This is a genomic window from Pseudovibrio ascidiaceicola, from assembly GCF_900114245.1.
Lineage (GTDB): Bacteria > Pseudomonadota > Alphaproteobacteria > Rhizobiales > Stappiaceae > Pseudovibrio > Pseudovibrio ascidiaceicola.
Genome location: NZ_FOSK01000006.1, coordinates 295,657 through 312,436 on the forward strand (window position 1 = coordinate 295,657; position 16,780 = coordinate 312,436).

Annotated in this window: 13 protein-coding genes, 1 tRNA gene and 1 riboswitch; of the genes, 10 read left to right on the top strand and 4 right to left on the bottom strand. The window is 50.6% G+C overall.

Annotation, left to right across the window (positions count from 1 at the left end; genetic code table 11):
* The first annotated feature begins 61 nt into the window (after positions 1 to 61).
* From BM231_RS13635 to BM231_RS13650, 4 genes are all read left to right on the top strand, one after another.
* Positions 62 to 853, top strand: a complete 792-nt coding sequence (locus BM231_RS13635; RefSeq protein WP_063312754.1) for an outer membrane protein — start codon at positions 62 to 64, stop codon at positions 851 to 853.
* Between the two features lie 282 nt (positions 854 to 1,135).
* Positions 1,136 to 2,308 carry a phosphoserine transaminase gene (locus BM231_RS13640; protein WP_093520158.1) on the top strand — a complete coding sequence of 391 codons (1,173 nt, stop codon included), beginning with the start codon at positions 1,136 to 1,138 and terminating at the stop codon, positions 2,306 to 2,308.
* A gap of 129 nt (positions 2,309 to 2,437) precedes the next feature.
* Positions 2,438 to 4,036, top strand: coding sequence for a phosphoglycerate dehydrogenase (serA, locus tag BM231_RS13645; RefSeq protein WP_093520160.1), 1,599 nt, complete (start codon positions 2,438 to 2,440; stop codon positions 4,034 to 4,036).
* A 144-nt stretch (positions 4,037 to 4,180) separates the two neighbouring features.
* Positions 4,181 to 5,227, top strand: coding sequence for a M42 family metallopeptidase (locus BM231_RS13650; protein WP_093520162.1), 1,047 nt, complete (start codon positions 4,181 to 4,183; stop codon positions 5,225 to 5,227).
* Positions 5,228 to 5,295: 68 nt separating this feature from the next.
* On the opposite strand, the gene BM231_RS13655 is transcribed toward BM231_RS13650, so the two are convergent.
* Positions 5,296 to 6,216, bottom strand: coding sequence for a DMT family transporter (locus BM231_RS13655; protein WP_093520164.1), 921 nt, complete (start codon positions 6,214 to 6,216; stop codon positions 5,296 to 5,298).
* 367 nt (positions 6,217 to 6,583) lie between these two features.
* On the opposite strand from BM231_RS13655, the gene BM231_RS13660 reads away from it, so the two are divergent.
* The 4 genes from BM231_RS13660 (at position 6,584) to BM231_RS13675 (ending at position 11,767) form a co-directional block, all read left to right on the top strand.
* Positions 6,584 to 7,876 carry an adenylosuccinate synthase gene (locus tag BM231_RS13660; RefSeq protein WP_063290209.1) on the top strand — a complete coding sequence of 431 codons (1,293 nt, stop codon included), beginning with the start codon at positions 6,584 to 6,586 and terminating at the stop codon, positions 7,874 to 7,876.
* 37 nt (positions 7,877 to 7,913) lie between these two features.
* Positions 7,914 to 9,680, top strand: a complete 1,767-nt coding sequence (locus BM231_RS13665; RefSeq protein ID WP_093520166.1) for a hypothetical protein — start codon at positions 7,914 to 7,916, stop codon at positions 9,678 to 9,680.
* Between the two features lie 129 nt (positions 9,681 to 9,809).
* Positions 9,810 to 9,917: riboswitch (TPP riboswitch) on the top strand.
* Positions 9,918 to 10,091: 174 nt separating this feature from the next.
* Complete coding sequence (locus tag BM231_RS13670) at positions 10,092 to 10,802, top strand: ABC transporter permease (RefSeq protein WP_093520271.1); 711 nt, start codon at positions 10,092 to 10,094, stop codon at positions 10,800 to 10,802.
* 26 nt (positions 10,803 to 10,828) lie between these two features.
* The gene (locus tag BM231_RS13675) at positions 10,829 to 11,767 is read left to right on the top strand and encodes an ABC transporter substrate-binding protein (RefSeq protein WP_093520168.1); all 939 of its coding nucleotides are present in this window, start codon (positions 10,829 to 10,831) and stop codon (positions 11,765 to 11,767) included.
* A 72-nt stretch (positions 11,768 to 11,839) separates the two neighbouring features.
* Here the strand turns inward: BM231_RS13675 and BM231_RS13680 are convergent, their stop codons facing one another.
* From BM231_RS13680 to BM231_RS13690, 3 genes are all read right to left on the bottom strand, one after another.
* Positions 11,840 to 13,903 carry a CHASE2 domain-containing protein gene (locus BM231_RS13680; protein WP_093520170.1) on the bottom strand — a complete coding sequence of 688 codons (2,064 nt, stop codon included), beginning with the start codon at positions 13,901 to 13,903 and terminating at the stop codon, positions 11,840 to 11,842.
* Between the two features lie 263 nt (positions 13,904 to 14,166).
* On the bottom strand, positions 14,167 to 15,060 hold the full coding sequence (gene rpoH / locus BM231_RS13685; protein WP_093520172.1) for an RNA polymerase sigma factor RpoH: 894 nt from the start codon (positions 15,058 to 15,060) through the stop codon (positions 14,167 to 14,169).
* A gap of 150 nt (positions 15,061 to 15,210) precedes the next feature.
* On the bottom strand, positions 15,211 to 16,260 hold the full coding sequence (locus BM231_RS13690; protein ID WP_093520174.1) for an RluA family pseudouridine synthase: 1,050 nt from the start codon (positions 16,258 to 16,260) through the stop codon (positions 15,211 to 15,213).
* Between BM231_RS13690 and BM231_RS13695 the strand changes: the two genes are divergently transcribed.
* Both BM231_RS13695 and BM231_RS13700 read left to right on the top strand, forming a co-directional pair.
* On the top strand, positions 16,259 to 16,615 hold the full coding sequence (locus BM231_RS13695) for a hypothetical protein (protein WP_093520176.1): 357 nt from the start codon (positions 16,259 to 16,261) through the stop codon (positions 16,613 to 16,615). The genes BM231_RS13690 and BM231_RS13695 overlap by 2 nt on opposite strands.
* Before the next feature lie 90 nt (positions 16,616 to 16,705).
* Positions 16,706 to 16,780 (top strand) — tRNA-Glu (locus BM231_RS13700).

Below are 16,780 nucleotides of genomic sequence, written 5' to 3' on the forward strand. Positions count from 1 at the left end.
CTTAGGTTTTATTTAAGGGCAATCATCTCGCGTGACAGGTGCCGTTTGAGAGGACATAAGCATGAAGTATTTTAGTAAGTTGCTGACATCGACTGCAGCTGCGCTGGTTTTGTCTGGTGTTGCTTATGCAGCAGATCTCCCAGCACCTGTATTCGTAGAAGAGCCCGAGCTTCCACAAGTGCAAATCGGTGGTGGTTGGTATCTGCGTGGTGACATCGGCTACAAGGTCTATCAGAATCCCAAAGCGAAATTCTCTCATATCAAGTTCAATGATGAAGAATTGGAGCCAACCGGTGTTGTTGGTGTTGGTGTTGGTTATCGCGTGAATGACTTCATTCGCACAGATGTGACACTGGACTACGAATGGGATGCTGACTTTACAGCAAAAGCTGAGTGTATTGGTACTTGTAGTACCTCCGGCACCTCAGATGAATTTGCGACACTGGATGTCTGGACTGTTCTTTGGAATGTCTATGCTGACCTAGGGTATTACAATGGCTTCACTCCCTATGTTGGAGCTGGTGTTGGTGCCTCTTACGTGAATGCAAAGAGCGTCCGTGCAATCAATCCTGATGGTACCAGAGTCAAATATCCTAAAGGGCACTGGTGGAATTTCTCATGGGCTCTTATGGCAGGCACGTCCTATGAGATCGATGATAACTGGAAGATTGATGCAGGCTACCGCTATCTGAACATTGGTGCCGTGAAGACCAAGTCATTTTCCAGTAATGGCAAGACCTCTGGCATTAAGTATGACAATCTCGCAGCGCATGAAGTGCGTGTTGGGTTGCGCTATGAGTTTGGTGGGTCTTCTAGCGGTGGATATGACCAGCCGATCGTTACAAAGTATTAGGTCGCAGGCTGGAGCGCCTCCAGTTTGAATGCTGACCAAAACACTCCAGAGCCTGTCCAGCGACAGGCTCTTTTTTTGATTGAAATTGGAGAGTTCGTAGAATTGAAAGATTGGTTATCCACTGGGCGAATACACAAAATATATCTAATCGTACGCAGCGTTTAATTGATTGAATGTTGCTCTGCAAAAAAACACTTGTTGACGAGATAAGTCGTTTCGCATAGACCCGTCGGTGGGACACCCCTCCCCAACGAGGGGCACCTATCTGAAAGGGTAGTCATTATGACGAATACGACAATGCCGGCCACAAAGCCGGTAAACCCGAACTTTTCTTCGGGTCCATGTGCCAAGCGTCCGGGCTGGACACCTGCAATCCTTGCAGACGCGCCCCTTGGCAGATCTCACCGTGCTAAGATTGGTAAGGCGAAGCTGAAAGAAGCTATCGAGTTGACTCGTGAAGTCCTCGAAGTGCCTGCTGATTACAAAATCGGAATTGTTCCTGCTTCTGATACTGGTGCTGTTGAAATGGCACTGTGGTCGCTGCTTGGTGCGCGCCCAGTAGACATGGTTGCCTGGGAAAGCTTTGGTTCCGGTTGGGTTTCCGATGTTATGAAGCAGCTCAAGCTTGCGGATGCACGCAAGATTGAAGCGAGCTATGGCGAACTGCCAGACCTCAACACCATTAATTTTGACCACGATGTGGTCTTCACCTGGAACGGCACCACCTCTGGTGTGCGTGTGCCGAATGGTGATTTTATTCCTGCAGACCGTAAAGGCCTGACCATCTGCGATGCGACTTCTGCTGCTTTTGCGCAGGAGCTGGAATTCGATAAGCTTGATGTTGTGACTTACTCTTGGCAGAAAGTGCTGGGTGGTGAAGCTGCTCACGGGATTCTGATCTTGTCACCTCGTGCTGTTGAACGCCTTGAGAGCTATACGCCTGCATGGCCGATGCCGAAGATCTTCCGTCTGACTAAAGGCGGCAAGTTGATCGATGGTGTTTTTGAAGGCGCAACCATCAACACGCCGAGCATGCTTTGCGTAGAAGATTATCTGGATGCTTTGGGTTGGGCCAAAGAACTGGGTGGTCTAAAAGCACTGATTGCTCGTGCTGATGCAAATACCGCTGCGATCACGACTTGGGCTGAGAAAACTGATTGGGTTGATTTCCTGGCAGTTGACCCGGCAACCCGTTCCAATACTTCTGTTTGTCTGAAGATTGTTGATCCGGAAATCACGAAGCTTGATGACAAAGCACAGGCTGCATTTGCCAAAGCGATTGTGAACCTGCTCGACAAAGAAGAAGTGGCATTCGACATTGGAGCATACCGTGATGCGCCGTCCGGTCTTCGGATCTGGTGTGGTGCGACGGTTGAAACTGCCAATGTAGAAGCGCTTATTCCTTGGTTGGATTATGCTTTTGCTGCTGAAAAAGCAAAGCTGGTTTCTGCTTAAATTCCCTATTTTTTGAACGAAAAAGTTCCGGTCGCCCAGTGTGACCGGTTAACCTGACGCAAGAAGTGTATCTGGCTCCCGCAACATATGAATGGGAGGATACCTTCGTTGACTTGAAAGGTTAGCCCGATGGCTCCTAAAGTTCTTATTTCCGATAAACTCTCTGATAAAGCAGTTCAGATTTTCAAAGAACGCGGTTGCGATGTTGACTTCCTGCCAGATGTTGGCAAGGACAAAGAAAAACTCGCAGAAATCATTGGCAAGTATGATGGTTTGGCGATCCGTTCCGCGACTAAAGCAACTGAAAAAATCATCAAAGCAGCGACCAACCTGAAGGTGATTGGACGCGCTGGTATTGGTGTCGATAACGTTGATATTCCGGCAGCGACTGCCAAGGGTATCGTTGTTATGAACACCCCGTTTGGTAACGCGATTACGACTGCTGAACATGCGATTGCAATGATGTTTGCGGTGACCCGTCAGATTCCGGCGGCGGATGTTTCCACGCAGGCTGGTAAGTGGGAAAAGTCCCGCTTTATGGGTAACGAAGTCACTTCCAAGACGCTGGGTCTTGTTGGTTGCGGCAATATCGGTTCCATTGTTGCGGATCGCGCTATCGGTTTGAAAATGAAGGTGATTGCGTTCGATCCGTTCTTGTCTCATGAACGTGCTATTGACCTTGGTGTCGAGAAGGTTGAGCTGGAAGACCTCTTCAAGCGCGCTGACTTTATTACACTGCATACTCCACTGACTGACCGTACCCGTAACATTATTGATGCGGATGCAATCGAGACCATGAAAGATGGTGTCTATCTCATCAACTGTGCCCGTGGTGGTCTGGTCGACGAAGATGCTCTTCGTGCTGCGTTGGATAGCGGCAAGGTTGCGGGTGCTGCGGTTGACGTGTTCACTGTAGAGCCAGCTAAAGAGAACGTTCTGTTTGGTGCTCCAAACCTCGTATGTACGCCTCACCTTGGTGCGTCTACTTCTGAAGCTCAGGAAAACGTTGCGCTGCAGGTTGCTGAGCAGATGTCTGACTATTTGGTTAATGGCGCTGTTTCCAACGCTCTCAACATGCCATCCATTACTGCGGAAGAAGCGCCGCGCCTCGCTCCATTTGTGAAGCTGGCGGAGCAGCTTGGTTCCTTTGCTGGTCAGGCGACAGAGACAGGCATCAAAGCGGTTCGTATTGAATACGAAGGCGATGTTGCTGAGATGAACGTGAAGGCTCTGACCGCTGCAGCGCTCACCGGTGTTCTTCGTCCTCTGCTGCAGACCGTAAACATGGTGTCTGCTCCGGAAGTTGCGAAAGAGCGCGGTATCGTGATCGAAGACGTTCGCCGTGAGCAGCATGGTGCTTATGAAAACTATATCCGCCTGACTGTTATCACAGAGCGTCAGGAGCGTTCTGTTGCTGGTACAGTGTTTGGTGATCAGAAGCCGCGTATCATTCAGATCAAAGGCATTAACATGGAAGCAGAGCTTGGCGAGAACATGCTCTATGTGACCAACCAGGATAAGCCGGGCTTCATTGGTCAGCTGGGCTCCATTCTTGGTGATGCAAAGATCAACATTGCGACGTTTAACCTTGGTCGTAAGGTTGAAGGTGAAGAAGCGATCTGTCTTGTTGAGATTGATGGCGAAATTGCTGAGACGACCGTGGATGAAATTGCTGCGATTGAGCAGGTGAACCAGGCGAAGCTGCTGCATTTCCCTCAACAGGGCTAAGCTATTTTATAAGTATAGATGAGGAAAAGGCGGTCTTCGGACCGCCTTTTCTTTTTCCGGTGGTCATGAGACTGGTGGAAATTGCTTATCTTTGAACTTGGCGCCATGATGCAGGCTGGTTCCATTTCGAAGTAGAAAGCTATTATGAATATTGATCTGCTGCGCCGTCTCTGTGAAACCCCTGGTGTTCCGGGGCATGAGCATCGAGTACGCGAGATAATTCTGAAAGAGATTGAAGGCCTGTTTGATGATGTTCAAACGGATGCAATGGGATCTCTTATCTGTCGCCGTGATGCACGCAAGGCGCCTGAAAATGGTGATAAACCAAAGAAGGTTATGCTGCTCTGTCATATGGATGAGATCGGCTTTCTTGTTTCTCATATCACCGATAAAGGCTTCGTCTACGTACAGCCGGTTGGAGGTTTCGATGCACGCAATCTCTTTTCCCGCCGTGTGTTGGTGTCCACTGATGAAGGTGATCTGAAGGCTGTAATGAATCCGGCTGGGCGGCCAGTTCATATTGCTCCACCGGAAGAACGCAAAAAGATCCCTGAAGTTACTGAGTTCATTATTGATCTTGGCCTTGGTAAGAAGACCAAGGACGTGGTCAAAGTAGGTGACATGGTCACTCTTGATGAGCCGCTGATCGAGATGGGTGAAAAGGTTGTCTCCAAAGCGATGGATAACCGTGTAGCATGCTGGCTAGGTATTGAAGCTATGCGCGCGCTCGGGGATGCGGATCATTCCTGTGAAATCTATGTTGCTTTTACCTGTCAGGAAGAGGTTGGGCTACGCGGAGCGAAGACTGCGGCCTATGCCATTAAACCAGATATCGGCCTTGGCGTTGATATTACGCTTGCTTGCGATACGCCTGGGGTGCCAGAGCAAGATCAAACGACTGAGCAAGGTAAAGGGTTTGGACTTCACGTGAAGGACGGCTGGTTCATTGCCGATCTGGAACTTGTGAAAGAAATTGAAAATCTGGCAATTGAAGAGGAGATTCCATATCAGCGCACCATGCTGAAGGGGGGCGGACAGGATGGGGCCGCTGCTCAGCAAGCTGCTGCTGGTGCGAAGGCTGTTGGTATCATGGTTGGCACACGTTATGTGCACACAGTTACCGAGATGATTGATAAGAGTGATCTGCTTGCCGCACGCGATATTCTGGCCGCCTATCTGAAGCGTTGCTGATACTGCGAGCTGCAACTTGATTAGAAGCCTCCAGATCCTAACTGCGGTAGGGTCTGGAGGCTTTTTTGTTATGCGATTACTTGTTTTTTGCCTATCCATATGCTGGTTAAGCGGCCATCAATCAGTAACAGTGCGATGAAGATTGCTGCCATGCCGATCCAGTGGTTGGCTTCGAGGCGTTCATTTAGGAAGATAGCGCCCAGAATGATTGCGCTGACCGGAATTACGAGTGTGACAGAAGCTGCGTTGGTTGCTCCTGCAAGTTTGAAAAGCTGGAAGTACAGGATGTAAGCAAAAGCTGTGCAAGCGAGAGCAAGAATGAGAACGCTTGCCCATGTTGAAGCGGATGCCTCCATCAGTTGCTGAGTTGGTGCGGTATAAATGAGCGCAGGTATCAGCAGGATCGTTGAAGCGGACAGCTGGCCAGTTGCCAAAGCTGCTGGTGGTAGTTTTTTGAGGCGCATAATGATGAACGCGGCGAACGCGTATGAAAGAGCGGCTCCTAAAACTGCGAGCTGAGGCCAAACCTGATTGCTGGCGCCGCTCAATGCGTCGCTGCCAACCATGATGGCAACTCCGACAACACCGATAACCGCCGCTACGAGCTTGGTTGCTGTCAGTTTCTCCTCGTTGCTCAAGACCTGCATGACAATCATCGTGAAAATAGGTGTGAAGGCGTTGAGTACGGACGCTAATCCGGAGGCAATGTATTGCTGACCCCAAAAGATAAGGGAGAAGGGGACTATATTATTTAAGAAACCTAACAGGAGGAAACTGCCAATCCATTTTGCGGAAAGCGGTATGGACTGTTTTGAAATGAGCAAAAAGCACCACATGGCGAGTGCTGCGATTGCCACTCTTAAGAAGACAAGTGTGATGGGGTTAAATTCTGCGACTGCGACTTTGGCAAAGAAGAATGCGCCGCCCCACAAGGTGCCTAGTAAGAGAAGAATAGACCAGCCCAGCCAGTCAAGTTTTTGTGCGTTCATAAAGCGTCTTCAACTTAGTGAAATTTCTTGCAGGAATTGCAAAAAATGAGAAATTGGAACTTGAGCTAGTAATATCACTGGCTGTTGTGGCTGTACCACCCGATTTGCGAGTAAAACAATCAACAGAGGTTCACTCTGATCGCAAAAATTACAGTCTTGGCCTAATTTTGAAGGAAAAGGGCTCGTATTTAAGAGATTGACAGATTATAAGGCGCTGTAACTGCGCCCCGGCTCTTACGCCGGGGTTTCTTATGTTGTCTCTCACGATTTGCATTCTGAGCTGGCAAGCCACTTTATACAGAAATAGCAAATCGTATGACGGCGTATTTTAGGAATACGCTGGCAGCCGCAGGAGGGCTGAAGAACCATGGCCAACGTTGTCGTAGTTGGGTCACAATGGGGTGACGAAGGTAAGGGTAAACTTGTCGATTGGCTCTCAGAGCAAGCCGACGTTGTTGTACGCTTCCAAGGCGGACACAATGCAGGTCATACGCTTGTAATTGACGGAACGAGCTACAAGCTGGCACTGCTGCCATCTGGTGTTGTTCGCGGAAAGCTCTCTGTCATTGGCAATGGCGTTGTGATTGACCCTCATGCACTGGTTGCTGAGATTGCACGTCTTGAAGAGCAGGGCGTTAAGATCTCCCCGGAAATTCTGCGTGTTGCTGACAATGCTACTCTTATTCTGAGCCTGCACCGCGAGCTGGATGCCCTGCGTGAAGATGCAAGCCCGGCAGGCACCAAAATCGGGACCACCAAACGCGGTATCGGCCCTGCTTATGAAGATAAAGTCGGTCGTCGTGCAATTCGCGTGATGGATCTGGCAAACATGAGCACGCTGCCAGCGAAGATTGATCGTCTGCTGACACACCACAACGCGATTTTGCGCGGTCTGGGTCGCGATGAGATCTCTGCTGAGACCATCTACAAAGAGCTGGAAGACGTTGCTGATAAGATCCTGCCGTACATGGATAAAGCCTGGTACATGCTGGACAAAGCACGCCGCGAAGGTAAGCGTTTGTTGTTTGAAGGTGCGCAGGGCGCGCTGTTGGACAACGACCACGGCACTTATCCGTTTGTAACCTCTTCCAATACAGTTGCAGGTCAGGCTGCTGCTGGTAGTGGTCTTGGTCCAAACTCCATCGATTACGTTCTGGGTATCACCAAAGCTTACACCACTCGTGTAGGTGAAGGTCCGTTCCCAACCGAACAGCAGAATGAAGTTGGTGAGTTCCTCGGTACCCGCGGGCACGAGTTTGGAACGAACACTGGTCGTCGTCGTCGGTGTGGCTGGTTTGATGCAGTGATTGTCCGTCAAACCGTTTGCACCAGCGGAATCAATGGGATTGCATTGACAAAGCTTGACGTTTTGGACGGACTGGATGAAATTAAGATTTGTGTTGGTTATGAGCTAGATGGTGAGCGAATCGATTACCTTCCAGCATCTCAAGGTGCTCAGGCACGGGTTGTTCCTATTTATGAGACCCTGCCTGGTTGGAAGGAAACGACCAAAGGCGCACGGACTTGGGCAGAATTGCCAGCACAAGCTGTGAAATACGTTCGGCATGTTGAAGAGCTGATTGGTGCTCCGGTTGCTCTGTTATCAACAAGCCCTGAACGTGATGACACAATCCTGGTTCAGAATCCATTCCAGGATTAAGTCTTGAAATGAAGCTCTGGGGGCAATGGGCAGTTAAATGGCGGACTACAATTCCGTTCTAAAAAAAGCGGTAGCTGGTTTACAAGAGAACACAGGTTCTGCACGGCGGGCAGTTTATCAACGCGCGCGGAATGCAATTGTAAAGCAACTTAAAAGTTACGACCCACCTCTGTCTCCCTCCCAGATCACTGAGGAGCAGCTGAAGCTTGAAGAGGCCATTCGTAAGGTCGAAGCGGAAGCTGCTCGTGAGTCTCTCGGGTTGGGGCGGTCTAAAACCACCCCAGCTCCAAGTGCTCCAAAACCTGCAGCTCCAGAAATTTCTGCTGCACCACCGCCTGCTGGCGATACGCCTAAGGCAGGTGCAAAGCCCGATACTCCAGCGCGTGATGAGCCGAAAGCACCTGCTGCTAAAGCAGATGTGTTTAAAGAGGCGGTTCGTGCTGCGCAGGATCTTGGCAACGCCGCTCATCAGGCCAATCAGATGGCGCGTGATCAGCTGCCTGAAGCTTCCAGCGAGCGCAAAGAGCCTGACCTTGGCTCCATGGATGACAAAGAGACGGGTGAACCTGCTGCCTCGTTGCCAACCAAAGGTGCTGTTGAGACGAGCGCAGAAGAGCGCTCCTGGGTGCCGGGTGAAGCACGTCGCACTAAGCTGGAAACCAAAGGTAAGTCGCGTCCTGAGATTGATGAGCCGGCCCAGGTTAAGCCAAAGACGAGCCGTAAACCTGCTTCCTCCCGCAAACCAGCGGTTGCGCAACGCGTTGGCGATGCGATTGAGCAGGACGAAGGGCTGAAGCCTTCCAATACATCGGGTATTGTCGGTATAATTGTGGTCATACTGATAATCTTGGGCGTTACCGCAGGTGTCTATAGTCTGCGCGATGTTATTCTCTCTTTAGTGCTTCCAGTTGAAACCGGTGAGACTGTTGCGCCAGAGAGCGCACCTTCGAATGAAGATGAGCCGCTTCGGGTTCAGCCGGAACGCACGCCGAAGAAGAACACTGACCGCTTGTTGCCATCTGATGAAGGGGCAAAGGTTTCGCCGGATGCGACACGGGTGCAGACGACCCGGATTACGCGGAATTCTTCCAGCGCAGCGCCAACCGAGGCAGTAACTGAGCCTCCAGTCGTGCGTGTGGTTGAAGCTCCAGCAGCACCGGTAGAAGACACATCTTCTGCGCAGGTTTTGCCGGTGACGGAACCTGCTCAGCAAAGTACTGCAGTTGAGACCAATTCTGTTCCGCCAGCTGAAACCATTGGAACTGAAGCTGCGGTTTCTCCAGTCGCACAACAGAGTATTCTTTACGAAGAAGCTTTGACGCCGGGTGCTGCAGGTTCTGCATCACGTGGGAATGTCGTTTGGTCATTGGATGAAGCTAATGGCGATTCTGTCATCAAGGCTGTTGCTACGCTACCATCTCGTAACTTCTCTGTTGAGATGACGTTGAAGCCGAATAGCGATCAGTCTTTGCCAGCAAGTCACTTGCTTGAGCTGAACTTCATCTTCCCAGAAGGGTTTGATGGCAAGGGCGTTGAGAAGGTGCCTGGCCTGATCCTGAAGAAGACAGAGTCCGAAGCAGGTGATCCGCTTGATGGTGCTGCCGTGAAGGTTTCTGACACTCTCTTCTGGATTGCGCTGTCTGACAGTGATGAAGAAAAAGCGAAGAACCTGAAGCGTCTTGCTGAGCGTGAGTGGATAGATGTTCCACTGCTGTACAACAGCGGTCGCCGAGCAATGTTGACCTTTGAAAAAGGCACAACCGGCAACAAAGTTATCGCGCAGGCAATCAAGAGCTGGAAGTAATCTAGTTTCAGCTGTTTAGCTTAGATTTCAAAGGCCTTGGCTCTCTTTGAGCTGAGGCCTTTTTCATTATGCTGTCGTCCATCAGAGTAAAATCTGCTTGCATCCTTCGGCAGAAACGCGCATGTTCTTTGCTATTCCGAGGGGTGCTTTTCTTCCGAAAAGCTGAGATTGCGATGAGCTAAACCCTTTGAACCTGATCCGGGTAATGCCGGCGAAGGGACGGGACCTGAGCCATTCTTCCCGGATCTCCATGTTTGCATTTTGATGTAACGGGAGATCCTGTGCTGAAAACATCCCAGAGAGCTAATGTAGCTCCGTTCTTCCGCCTGTTTGTGATGCCCAATACCATTGTTGGGAGTCTGCATGCTGAAGCGAGCTTTGAAACGAATTCTCCGAAGTCTTTTCGGGATTTTGCTTTTTATCGCCATTTGGGAAAGTGTGGTTCGGATTGGAGAGTTTCCTCCGTTTCTCTTGCCAGGTCCGGCAGCGGTTTTTTCCGCTTTTCTCAATCAGGGCGTCTTTCTGCTGCATCATGCAGGCATTACCGCTTGGGAGACCGTTCTCGGCTTTCTCTTTGGTGTGAGTGCAGGGGCATTGCTTGCTGTTTTGCTGGCAATGTCCGACCGGATACGCCTGTTTCTGCTGCCCCCGATTGCAGCAACTCAATCTCTTCCTGTCTTTGCAATCGCACCGCTTCTGGTGCTGTGGTTCGGCTTTGGGCTTGCCTCCAAGGTTGTTATGGCGGTGATTGTGATCTTCTTTTCTGTGACCTCGACCTTCTTCGATGGTTTGCGGAGGACTGATCAGTCGCTGCTTGATCTTGGTAAGCTGCACAGCTTGAACCGCTGGCAAACACTTCGCTACATACGCATTCCAGCAGCTTTGCCTTCTCTGGCATCTGGTATGCGCATTGCTGCGGTATTTGCTCCCATTGGGGCGGTGGTTGGAGAGTGGGTTGGTGCTAAAGGGGGGCTGGCCTTCATCATGTTGCAATCCAATGCACGCATGCAAACAGCGACGATGTTTGCGGCGTTGATTTTGCTTGCGGTGATGGTGTTGAGCCTGCGGGCAGTTGTTGAGTTCGCTACTTCTCGGATGATCTATTGGCAGAAAGAGATCTAGGTCTCAGAGTATGAGGACGTAACCTTATGAAAAAACTAGGTATGCTGTTTGGTGCGGCAATGCTTGCGAGCACGCTTCAAGTGCAGGCTGCGGATAAACTGACTGTGCTGCTGGACTGGTTCGCGAACCCAGACCATGCACCAATCGTGGTTGCCAAGGCACGGGGTTTCTTTGAGAAAGAGGGCCTTGATGTTGAGTTGATTGAGCCTGCTGATCCTTCCATGCCGCCGAAGCTTGTTGCTGCTGGGCAGGGTGATATTGCGGTTTCCTATCAGCAGACGCTGCACCCGCAGATTGATGAGGGCATGCCACTGATGCGGATTGGGACGCTGGTCTCTACGCCTCTGAACACTTTGATTGTGTTGGAAGACGGACCGATCAAGGAGATTGCAGACCTGAAGGGCAAGCGTATTGGTTATTCCACATCCGGGTTTGAGAACGCCATGCTTGGGAAGATGCTTTCCACTGCAGGTCTGAGTTCTGACGATGTTGAGCTGATCAACGTGAACTTCTCGCTCTCACCATCTCTGATGGCTGGGCAAGTTGATGCGGTGATTGGTGGTTATCGGAACTTTGAACTGAACCAGATGGAGATAGAAGGTGCTAAAGGCCGCGCGTTCTACCCGGAAGAGAACGGTGTGCCGGTCTATGATGAGCTGATCTATGTGGCTCACAAAGACAAGCTGGATGATCCGCGTTTGAAGAAGTTCATCAATGCGATTGAGGCGGCTACTGTTTATCTGCTGAACAATCCGCAGGACTCCTGGAAGAGCTTCCTGGAAGTTTATCCAAACCTGGATGATGAGCTGAACAAGCGTGCCTGGGCGGATACTTTGCCGCGTTTTGCCAGCCGTCCCGCTGCTCTGGACAATGGTCGTTATGAGCGCTTTGCGAACTTTCTGATTGAGCAAGGGCTCATTAAAACAGCGCCTCCAGTTGAAACCTACGCGGTTGAACTGCGCTAACCAGTATAGGCCTAAACTAAATTTTGAGCCTCCGAGTTTCGGGGGCTCTTTTTATTTATCTGCCAAATGCCGTTATTGCGCTGCATCCTTGACCGCCTCGTGTTGAGCCAAGTCGCTAAGGATGTATTTTTCAAAAGCAGCATAGATGGCGTTGTACTCGCCCTCAGAGAGTGATTTGCATTCATCGACCAATATGAGAGCTTTCTTCTTGTCATTTTCCTCAAAGAGCGCGAAGACCATGTTGCAGTGGACGTTCTTGAGCTTGAGGAAGCCTTCTGAGAATGCGAGTGAAGGATCGCCCAGCAACGCAAACGAACGCATCTGGTATCGGCTGGTTTTGACTGGGATGGTCTCTAGTGCTGCCAGCTCAGGCATCTGACCACGGGTGGTTTCGCATATAAGAATGCTGTGACCAGCCTCTTTGCAATGACGGGCTAAATCTTCCGCTAAATCGACGCATTTTCCGAGCGGGGCATATCTGAAATGGCGCCGTGTACCTGTTTCGCCAAGCGTTGCCAGGCCGGTTGAAATGCCTATGTCGACTGTGACTGCGTGGGCCTTCATATTTTTCTGGTTGAAATTGAAGCGGTCCTTGAGATTGAAACGTGCCATTTGCTTCTGCATTTCAATGGCTGTTCGACAAGCATGAGCTGCGTGGAATGGATCATTGAGCGGCGCGTTCCAGTACGCGTTCAGGCCGGAAGTGCTCAGCGTGTTCAGTGTCCCATCTTGGACATGCACTTCATCCAGATGGGCGGTTTGGAAGCCGTTGGAGAAGCTTGCGAGGTCCTGAGGAGACAAACCCTCATAGTATCGGTGGAAGTGCCTCAAACGGGTCGAGAGGCTTGTGATTTCACGTTGTTGGCCCTCCAGAGGGAGCTGCTCTAACTTCGCGAGTACCTTTTGCATCTGTTTGGGAGAGAGAATTCCAGCAAAACGCTCAGTTGTTTGGTTTTTGTGACTCTTGAATGTCACACGCCGGATTGTGCAGGAGAAAGCGAATATCAGCAGGAGAATGAGGGATGGGAAAAATGCTTCAAGGACGTTGTGTTGGAGAGCGAACTGGTGGAATGCGACGCCGTTGATGGCCAAGGCAGCAACGCCTGTAAGTGCCAGACTTAACCAAAAGCCTTGTGTAGCTGAGATGATTGTGACGGCGAGTCCAAATCCGATTAGCGATATGATTTCAGCGTATTGTGCCCATGTGGGAATCTTGAGGTAGTTACCAGATTGAAGTGTCTGAAGTGCCTGTGCGTGTCGCTGGGAGCTTCTGTTTTGTGTGCCGATGACGAAGTAGCTTCCAGAAGCTGGGGGCCAGAGTTTAGAGGATACTCTATTCTGTAAGATTTCATCTGCTGTCAGGATTGCATCGCTTGAAGCTCTTGTTTTGAACACCAGCATTTCAGTATCTGCAGTGACTGGAATTTGGACATTTGCGCTTTCCAATTGATAGCCATGCTCTGTTTGTGCGGTTTGAAACGGCTGTGCTTCTGCCTGATTAGATAGGCTCCATGCCGCTAGCGCTAGGGATGGCAACTGTGCTGAGTTGCTTTGGTGCTGAAGCGGATAGAGCAGTGCATTTGAGCCATGAGCGTAGTGGTTATCGTTTTGGTATCCTGTGGCCTGCGAGAATCTTATGTAGTTGGAAAGTGGGGGTTTTTCCGCTGTGGCCTTGGTCAACGGCCTACTGAGCAGGACTGGATAATGAGAAATGATGGTTTGTAACAGCAGGTCGTGGTTTGGATAAGTTGCCCGCAAGGAAGGCTGCAGGTCGTCGTAGATTCTGCTTCTTAAGGTGGGGGAGGCCGGGTCTGCTTTTCTGAAGTCTGCATCTATAATCAGAAGCTTGGGATTATACTCCCCCAGCTTTTGAAGGATTTGTGCGAGCTCCAGACGCTGATATATCGGCTCCTGCGTTTGCTGGATTGATTCTGGCGTAAGATGGATCGTGTAAACTGGCGGTGCAGAAGTTGTGTTTGGCCATGCCAATTGCAGCGCGTTTTGGCTGAGGTATCCGACGTTATCCAGTACCTGCGGGTATAGGGTGCGGACGAGTATTGCTATTGTAATGAATAGACAGGATACAACCGCTGCAAGTGCACGGTTGGTTTGTGACAGCCAGCTAGAGCCGAACATGTAATTCCCCCCCCCAAAGGGGAAGTGACCCAACTCACATAAATTCCCCTCATCATTAACCTTAGGAAAGCTCTGAGGGGACGACAAGCTTAGCTGTTTATTTAAAAGGGTGTTCCTACAGTTGATTTGTATTTTAAGTTAATTCAACTCAACTTTTATGCAGTTGGGCATCTTAAAGCACTTTGCAGTCATGTTGACTGCGCGAGTTGCTTTAAGTTTTGGCTTTACCTGAGAAATCGGTAGCCCCATGAGGGGAGCATACTTTATGCACCTGCCTCATGACCTGCCATTGCCATGGCGCTTTCCTGAACGGCCTTCTGAACCTTCTCAAAAGCACGCACTTCAATCTGGCGTACACGTTCGCGGCTTACGCCAAACTCGGTCGAGAGTTCTTCCAGAGTGATCGGGCTTTCAGAAAGACGACGAGCTTCAAAAATGCGGGTCTCACGGGGGTTCAGTACGCCCATTGCATTTTTCAGCATATCGCGGCGGACATCGTATTCTTCCTGTTCAGCTAGTACAGCTTCCTGACTTTCAGCATCATCCACGAGCCAATCCTGCCATTCGCTGGATTCACCTTCGCTGGAACGCAGAGGTGCGTTCAGGGAAGAGTCGCCACCCAGGCGGCGGTTCATGGAAACAACTTCTTTTTCGGTTACGCCGAGAGTTGTCGCAATTTGCTGGACCTGATCTGGACGCAGATCACCATCTTCAAAAGCCTGAATTTTGCCTTTGACGCGACGCAGGTTGAAGAACAGGCGTTTTTGGTTTGCTGTGGTGCCCATTTTTACGAGCGACCATGTGCGCAGGATGTATTCCTGAATGGAAGCCTTGATCCACCACATGGCGTAGGTTGCCAAGCGGAAGCCTTTGTCCGGCTCAAAACGTTTTACAGCCTGCATCAGGCCGACGTTACCTTCTGAGATAACTTCGCCCAGAGGCAAGCCATAGCCGCGGTAGCCCATTGCAATTTTTGCAACGAGACGCAGGTGAGAATTTACAAGTCTTTCAGCAGCTTTAGGTTCGTCGTGTTCCCGGTAGCGCTTGGCGAGCATGTACTCTTCCTGCGGCTGAAGCATCGGGAATTTTCTAATTTCGTCTAAATAGCGGCTCAGACCGCCTTCGCCGCCCGTGAGGGCTGGTAGGTTACGGGCCATAAAGCACCCCTCCTTGCTTGGTGTTCCCGCCTGATCGAAGGATCAGGCTTTTCGGCAAACACACATTGGTGCCTTCAGATGAAGCGCACCTGAAGTTTCTATATGGGAACATTGTGGCCAAAACGCTACCAGATCGGCAATGTTTTTGACCTAAATTTTTCGTAATGATTGAAGAATACCAGCAAAATCAGCAGGTAACTCCGATTCAAACTTCATGAATTCCTGCGTTCTTGGGTGCGCAAACGCCAAAAGTCCTGCATGTAGGGCCTGTCGCTTGAAGTCCGCCAACTGGGTTTTCAGTGGTTCTTGAAATTTATTGTATTTAGTTCTGAAGCCAGAACCGTAATCCATATCACCTATTAGCGGATTTCCGATGTGGGACATGTGTACGCGGATCTGATGGGTTCTGCCTGTTTCCAGACGGCATTCGATCAAACTTGCAACGGGTGCTGCATCTTGAGGGCCGAAGCGTTCCTGCACCTGCCAATGGGTGATTGCGTGGCGACCGCCGGTTTTCAGTACTGAGATTTTCTGCCGGTTTGCAGTTGAACGGGCCAGATTGGCGTCTACAGTGCCTTTGGGTGCTGTTGGCGCACCCCAGACAAGCGCCTTATAGGCGCGCTCGAGAGGGCCGGTTTTGCCATGGTCGGCAAACTGAGCTGCGAGGCCCTGGTGGGCCATGTCGTTTTTGGCAACAACGAGCAGCCCTGTTGTGTCTTTATCGATGCGGTGAACGATGCCAGGGCGCTTGACGCCGCCAATACCAGACAAAGATGAACCACAGTGGTGAATCAAAGCGTTGACCAGTGTGCCAGTTGGGTTCCCTGCACCTGGATGCACAACAAGGCCTGCAGGTTTGTCGATGACGATCAGGTCGTCATCCTCATAAACAATGTTAAGCGGGATGTCTTCTGGCTGGGGTTCTGCAGCTTCCGGCTCAGGAACAATAAGAGTGATTGTATCTCCGGCACAGACTCTATATTTAGGCTCCAACACCGTGCGCTGGCCAATTTGAACCTGACCAGCCCGGATCAAGGCTTGAAGTCGGTTGCGACTGAAGTCATCTATATGCGCAGCAAGCACAGCATCCAAGCGGCGGCCGGTATCTTCCGGTTCCGGGGTGATGACTGTTGGTTGCTGCTCATCGGCAATTACAGAGTTTGTGAGCGGCTGGGTGCCCTCAGGAGATTTATCGTTCATGCGTGATCCTAATACTGACAGCGATGAGGCTGTACAGAACGAACTTGATCCAGCAGCTTTGAGGCTTCAAGCGAAGTTACGCCGCCTCTTGATGGGGTCAAGCCTTGTCATGGTGCTTGGCTTATTAGCTGTCTTTGCTGCTATCTTCTATAAGATTAATGCCAATAATTCCAATGTTAGCGCAGATAATATTGCAGCAACAATTGCGATTGGCCCTGAAGCACAGGTTCTGTCTGTTACTCAAATGGACGGAAATCTGGTGATGCTGGTCAAAGAAGGTCCGACGCAGGCTCTCGTCTATATTGATCCAGTTACCGGGCGAAAAATCGCACGTACGGATTTTGTTGCGAGATAGGTGGATAACCCCCCTTTTCTTTCGAGGAGGGGGCTTGCCAAGCGGGGGATTAGCCAATATACCCCCGTCCATCGCGAAAGCGAAGCCTAGGCGCCCATCGTCTAGCGGTTAGGACGCCGCCCTTTCACGGCGGAAACAGGGGTTCGATTCCCCTTGGGCGTACCA

What these genes read in the sequence shown, in the direction of transcription:
- BM231_RS13635 (WP_063312754.1), top strand. Translation starts at nt 62, where the DNA reads ATGAAGTATTTTAGTAAGTTGCTGACATCGACTGCAGCTGCGCTGGTT.
- BM231_RS13640 (WP_093520158.1), top strand. Translation starts at nt 1,136, where the DNA reads ATGACGAATACGACAATGCCGGCCACAAAGCCGGTAAACCCGAACTTT.
- serA (WP_093520160.1), top strand. Translation starts at nt 2,438, where the DNA reads ATGGCTCCTAAAGTTCTTATTTCCGATAAACTCTCTGATAAAGCAGTT.
- BM231_RS13650 (WP_093520162.1), top strand. Translation starts at nt 4,181, where the DNA reads ATGAATATTGATCTGCTGCGCCGTCTCTGTGAAACCCCTGGTGTTCCG.
- BM231_RS13655 (WP_093520164.1), bottom strand. Translation starts at nt 6,216, where the DNA reads ATGAACGCACAAAAACTTGACTGGCTGGGCTGGTCTATTCTTCTCTTA.
- BM231_RS13660 (WP_063290209.1), top strand. Translation starts at nt 6,584, where the DNA reads ATGGCCAACGTTGTCGTAGTTGGGTCACAATGGGGTGACGAAGGTAAG.
- BM231_RS13665 (WP_093520166.1), top strand. Translation starts at nt 7,914, where the DNA reads ATGGCGGACTACAATTCCGTTCTAAAAAAAGCGGTAGCTGGTTTACAA.
- BM231_RS13675 (WP_093520168.1), top strand. Translation starts at nt 10,829, where the DNA reads ATGAAAAAACTAGGTATGCTGTTTGGTGCGGCAATGCTTGCGAGCACG.
- BM231_RS13680 (WP_093520170.1), bottom strand. Translation starts at nt 13,903, where the DNA reads ATGTTCGGCTCTAGCTGGCTGTCACAAACCAACCGTGCACTTGCAGCG.
- rpoH (WP_093520172.1), bottom strand. Translation starts at nt 15,060, where the DNA reads ATGGCCCGTAACCTACCAGCCCTCACGGGCGGCGAAGGCGGTCTGAGC.
- BM231_RS13695 (WP_093520176.1), top strand. Translation starts at nt 16,259, where the DNA reads ATGCGTGATCCTAATACTGACAGCGATGAGGCTGTACAGAACGAACTT.
- BM231_RS13690 (WP_093520174.1), bottom strand. Translation starts at nt 16,260, where the DNA reads ATGAACGATAAATCTCCTGAGGGCACCCAGCCGCTCACAAACTCTGTA.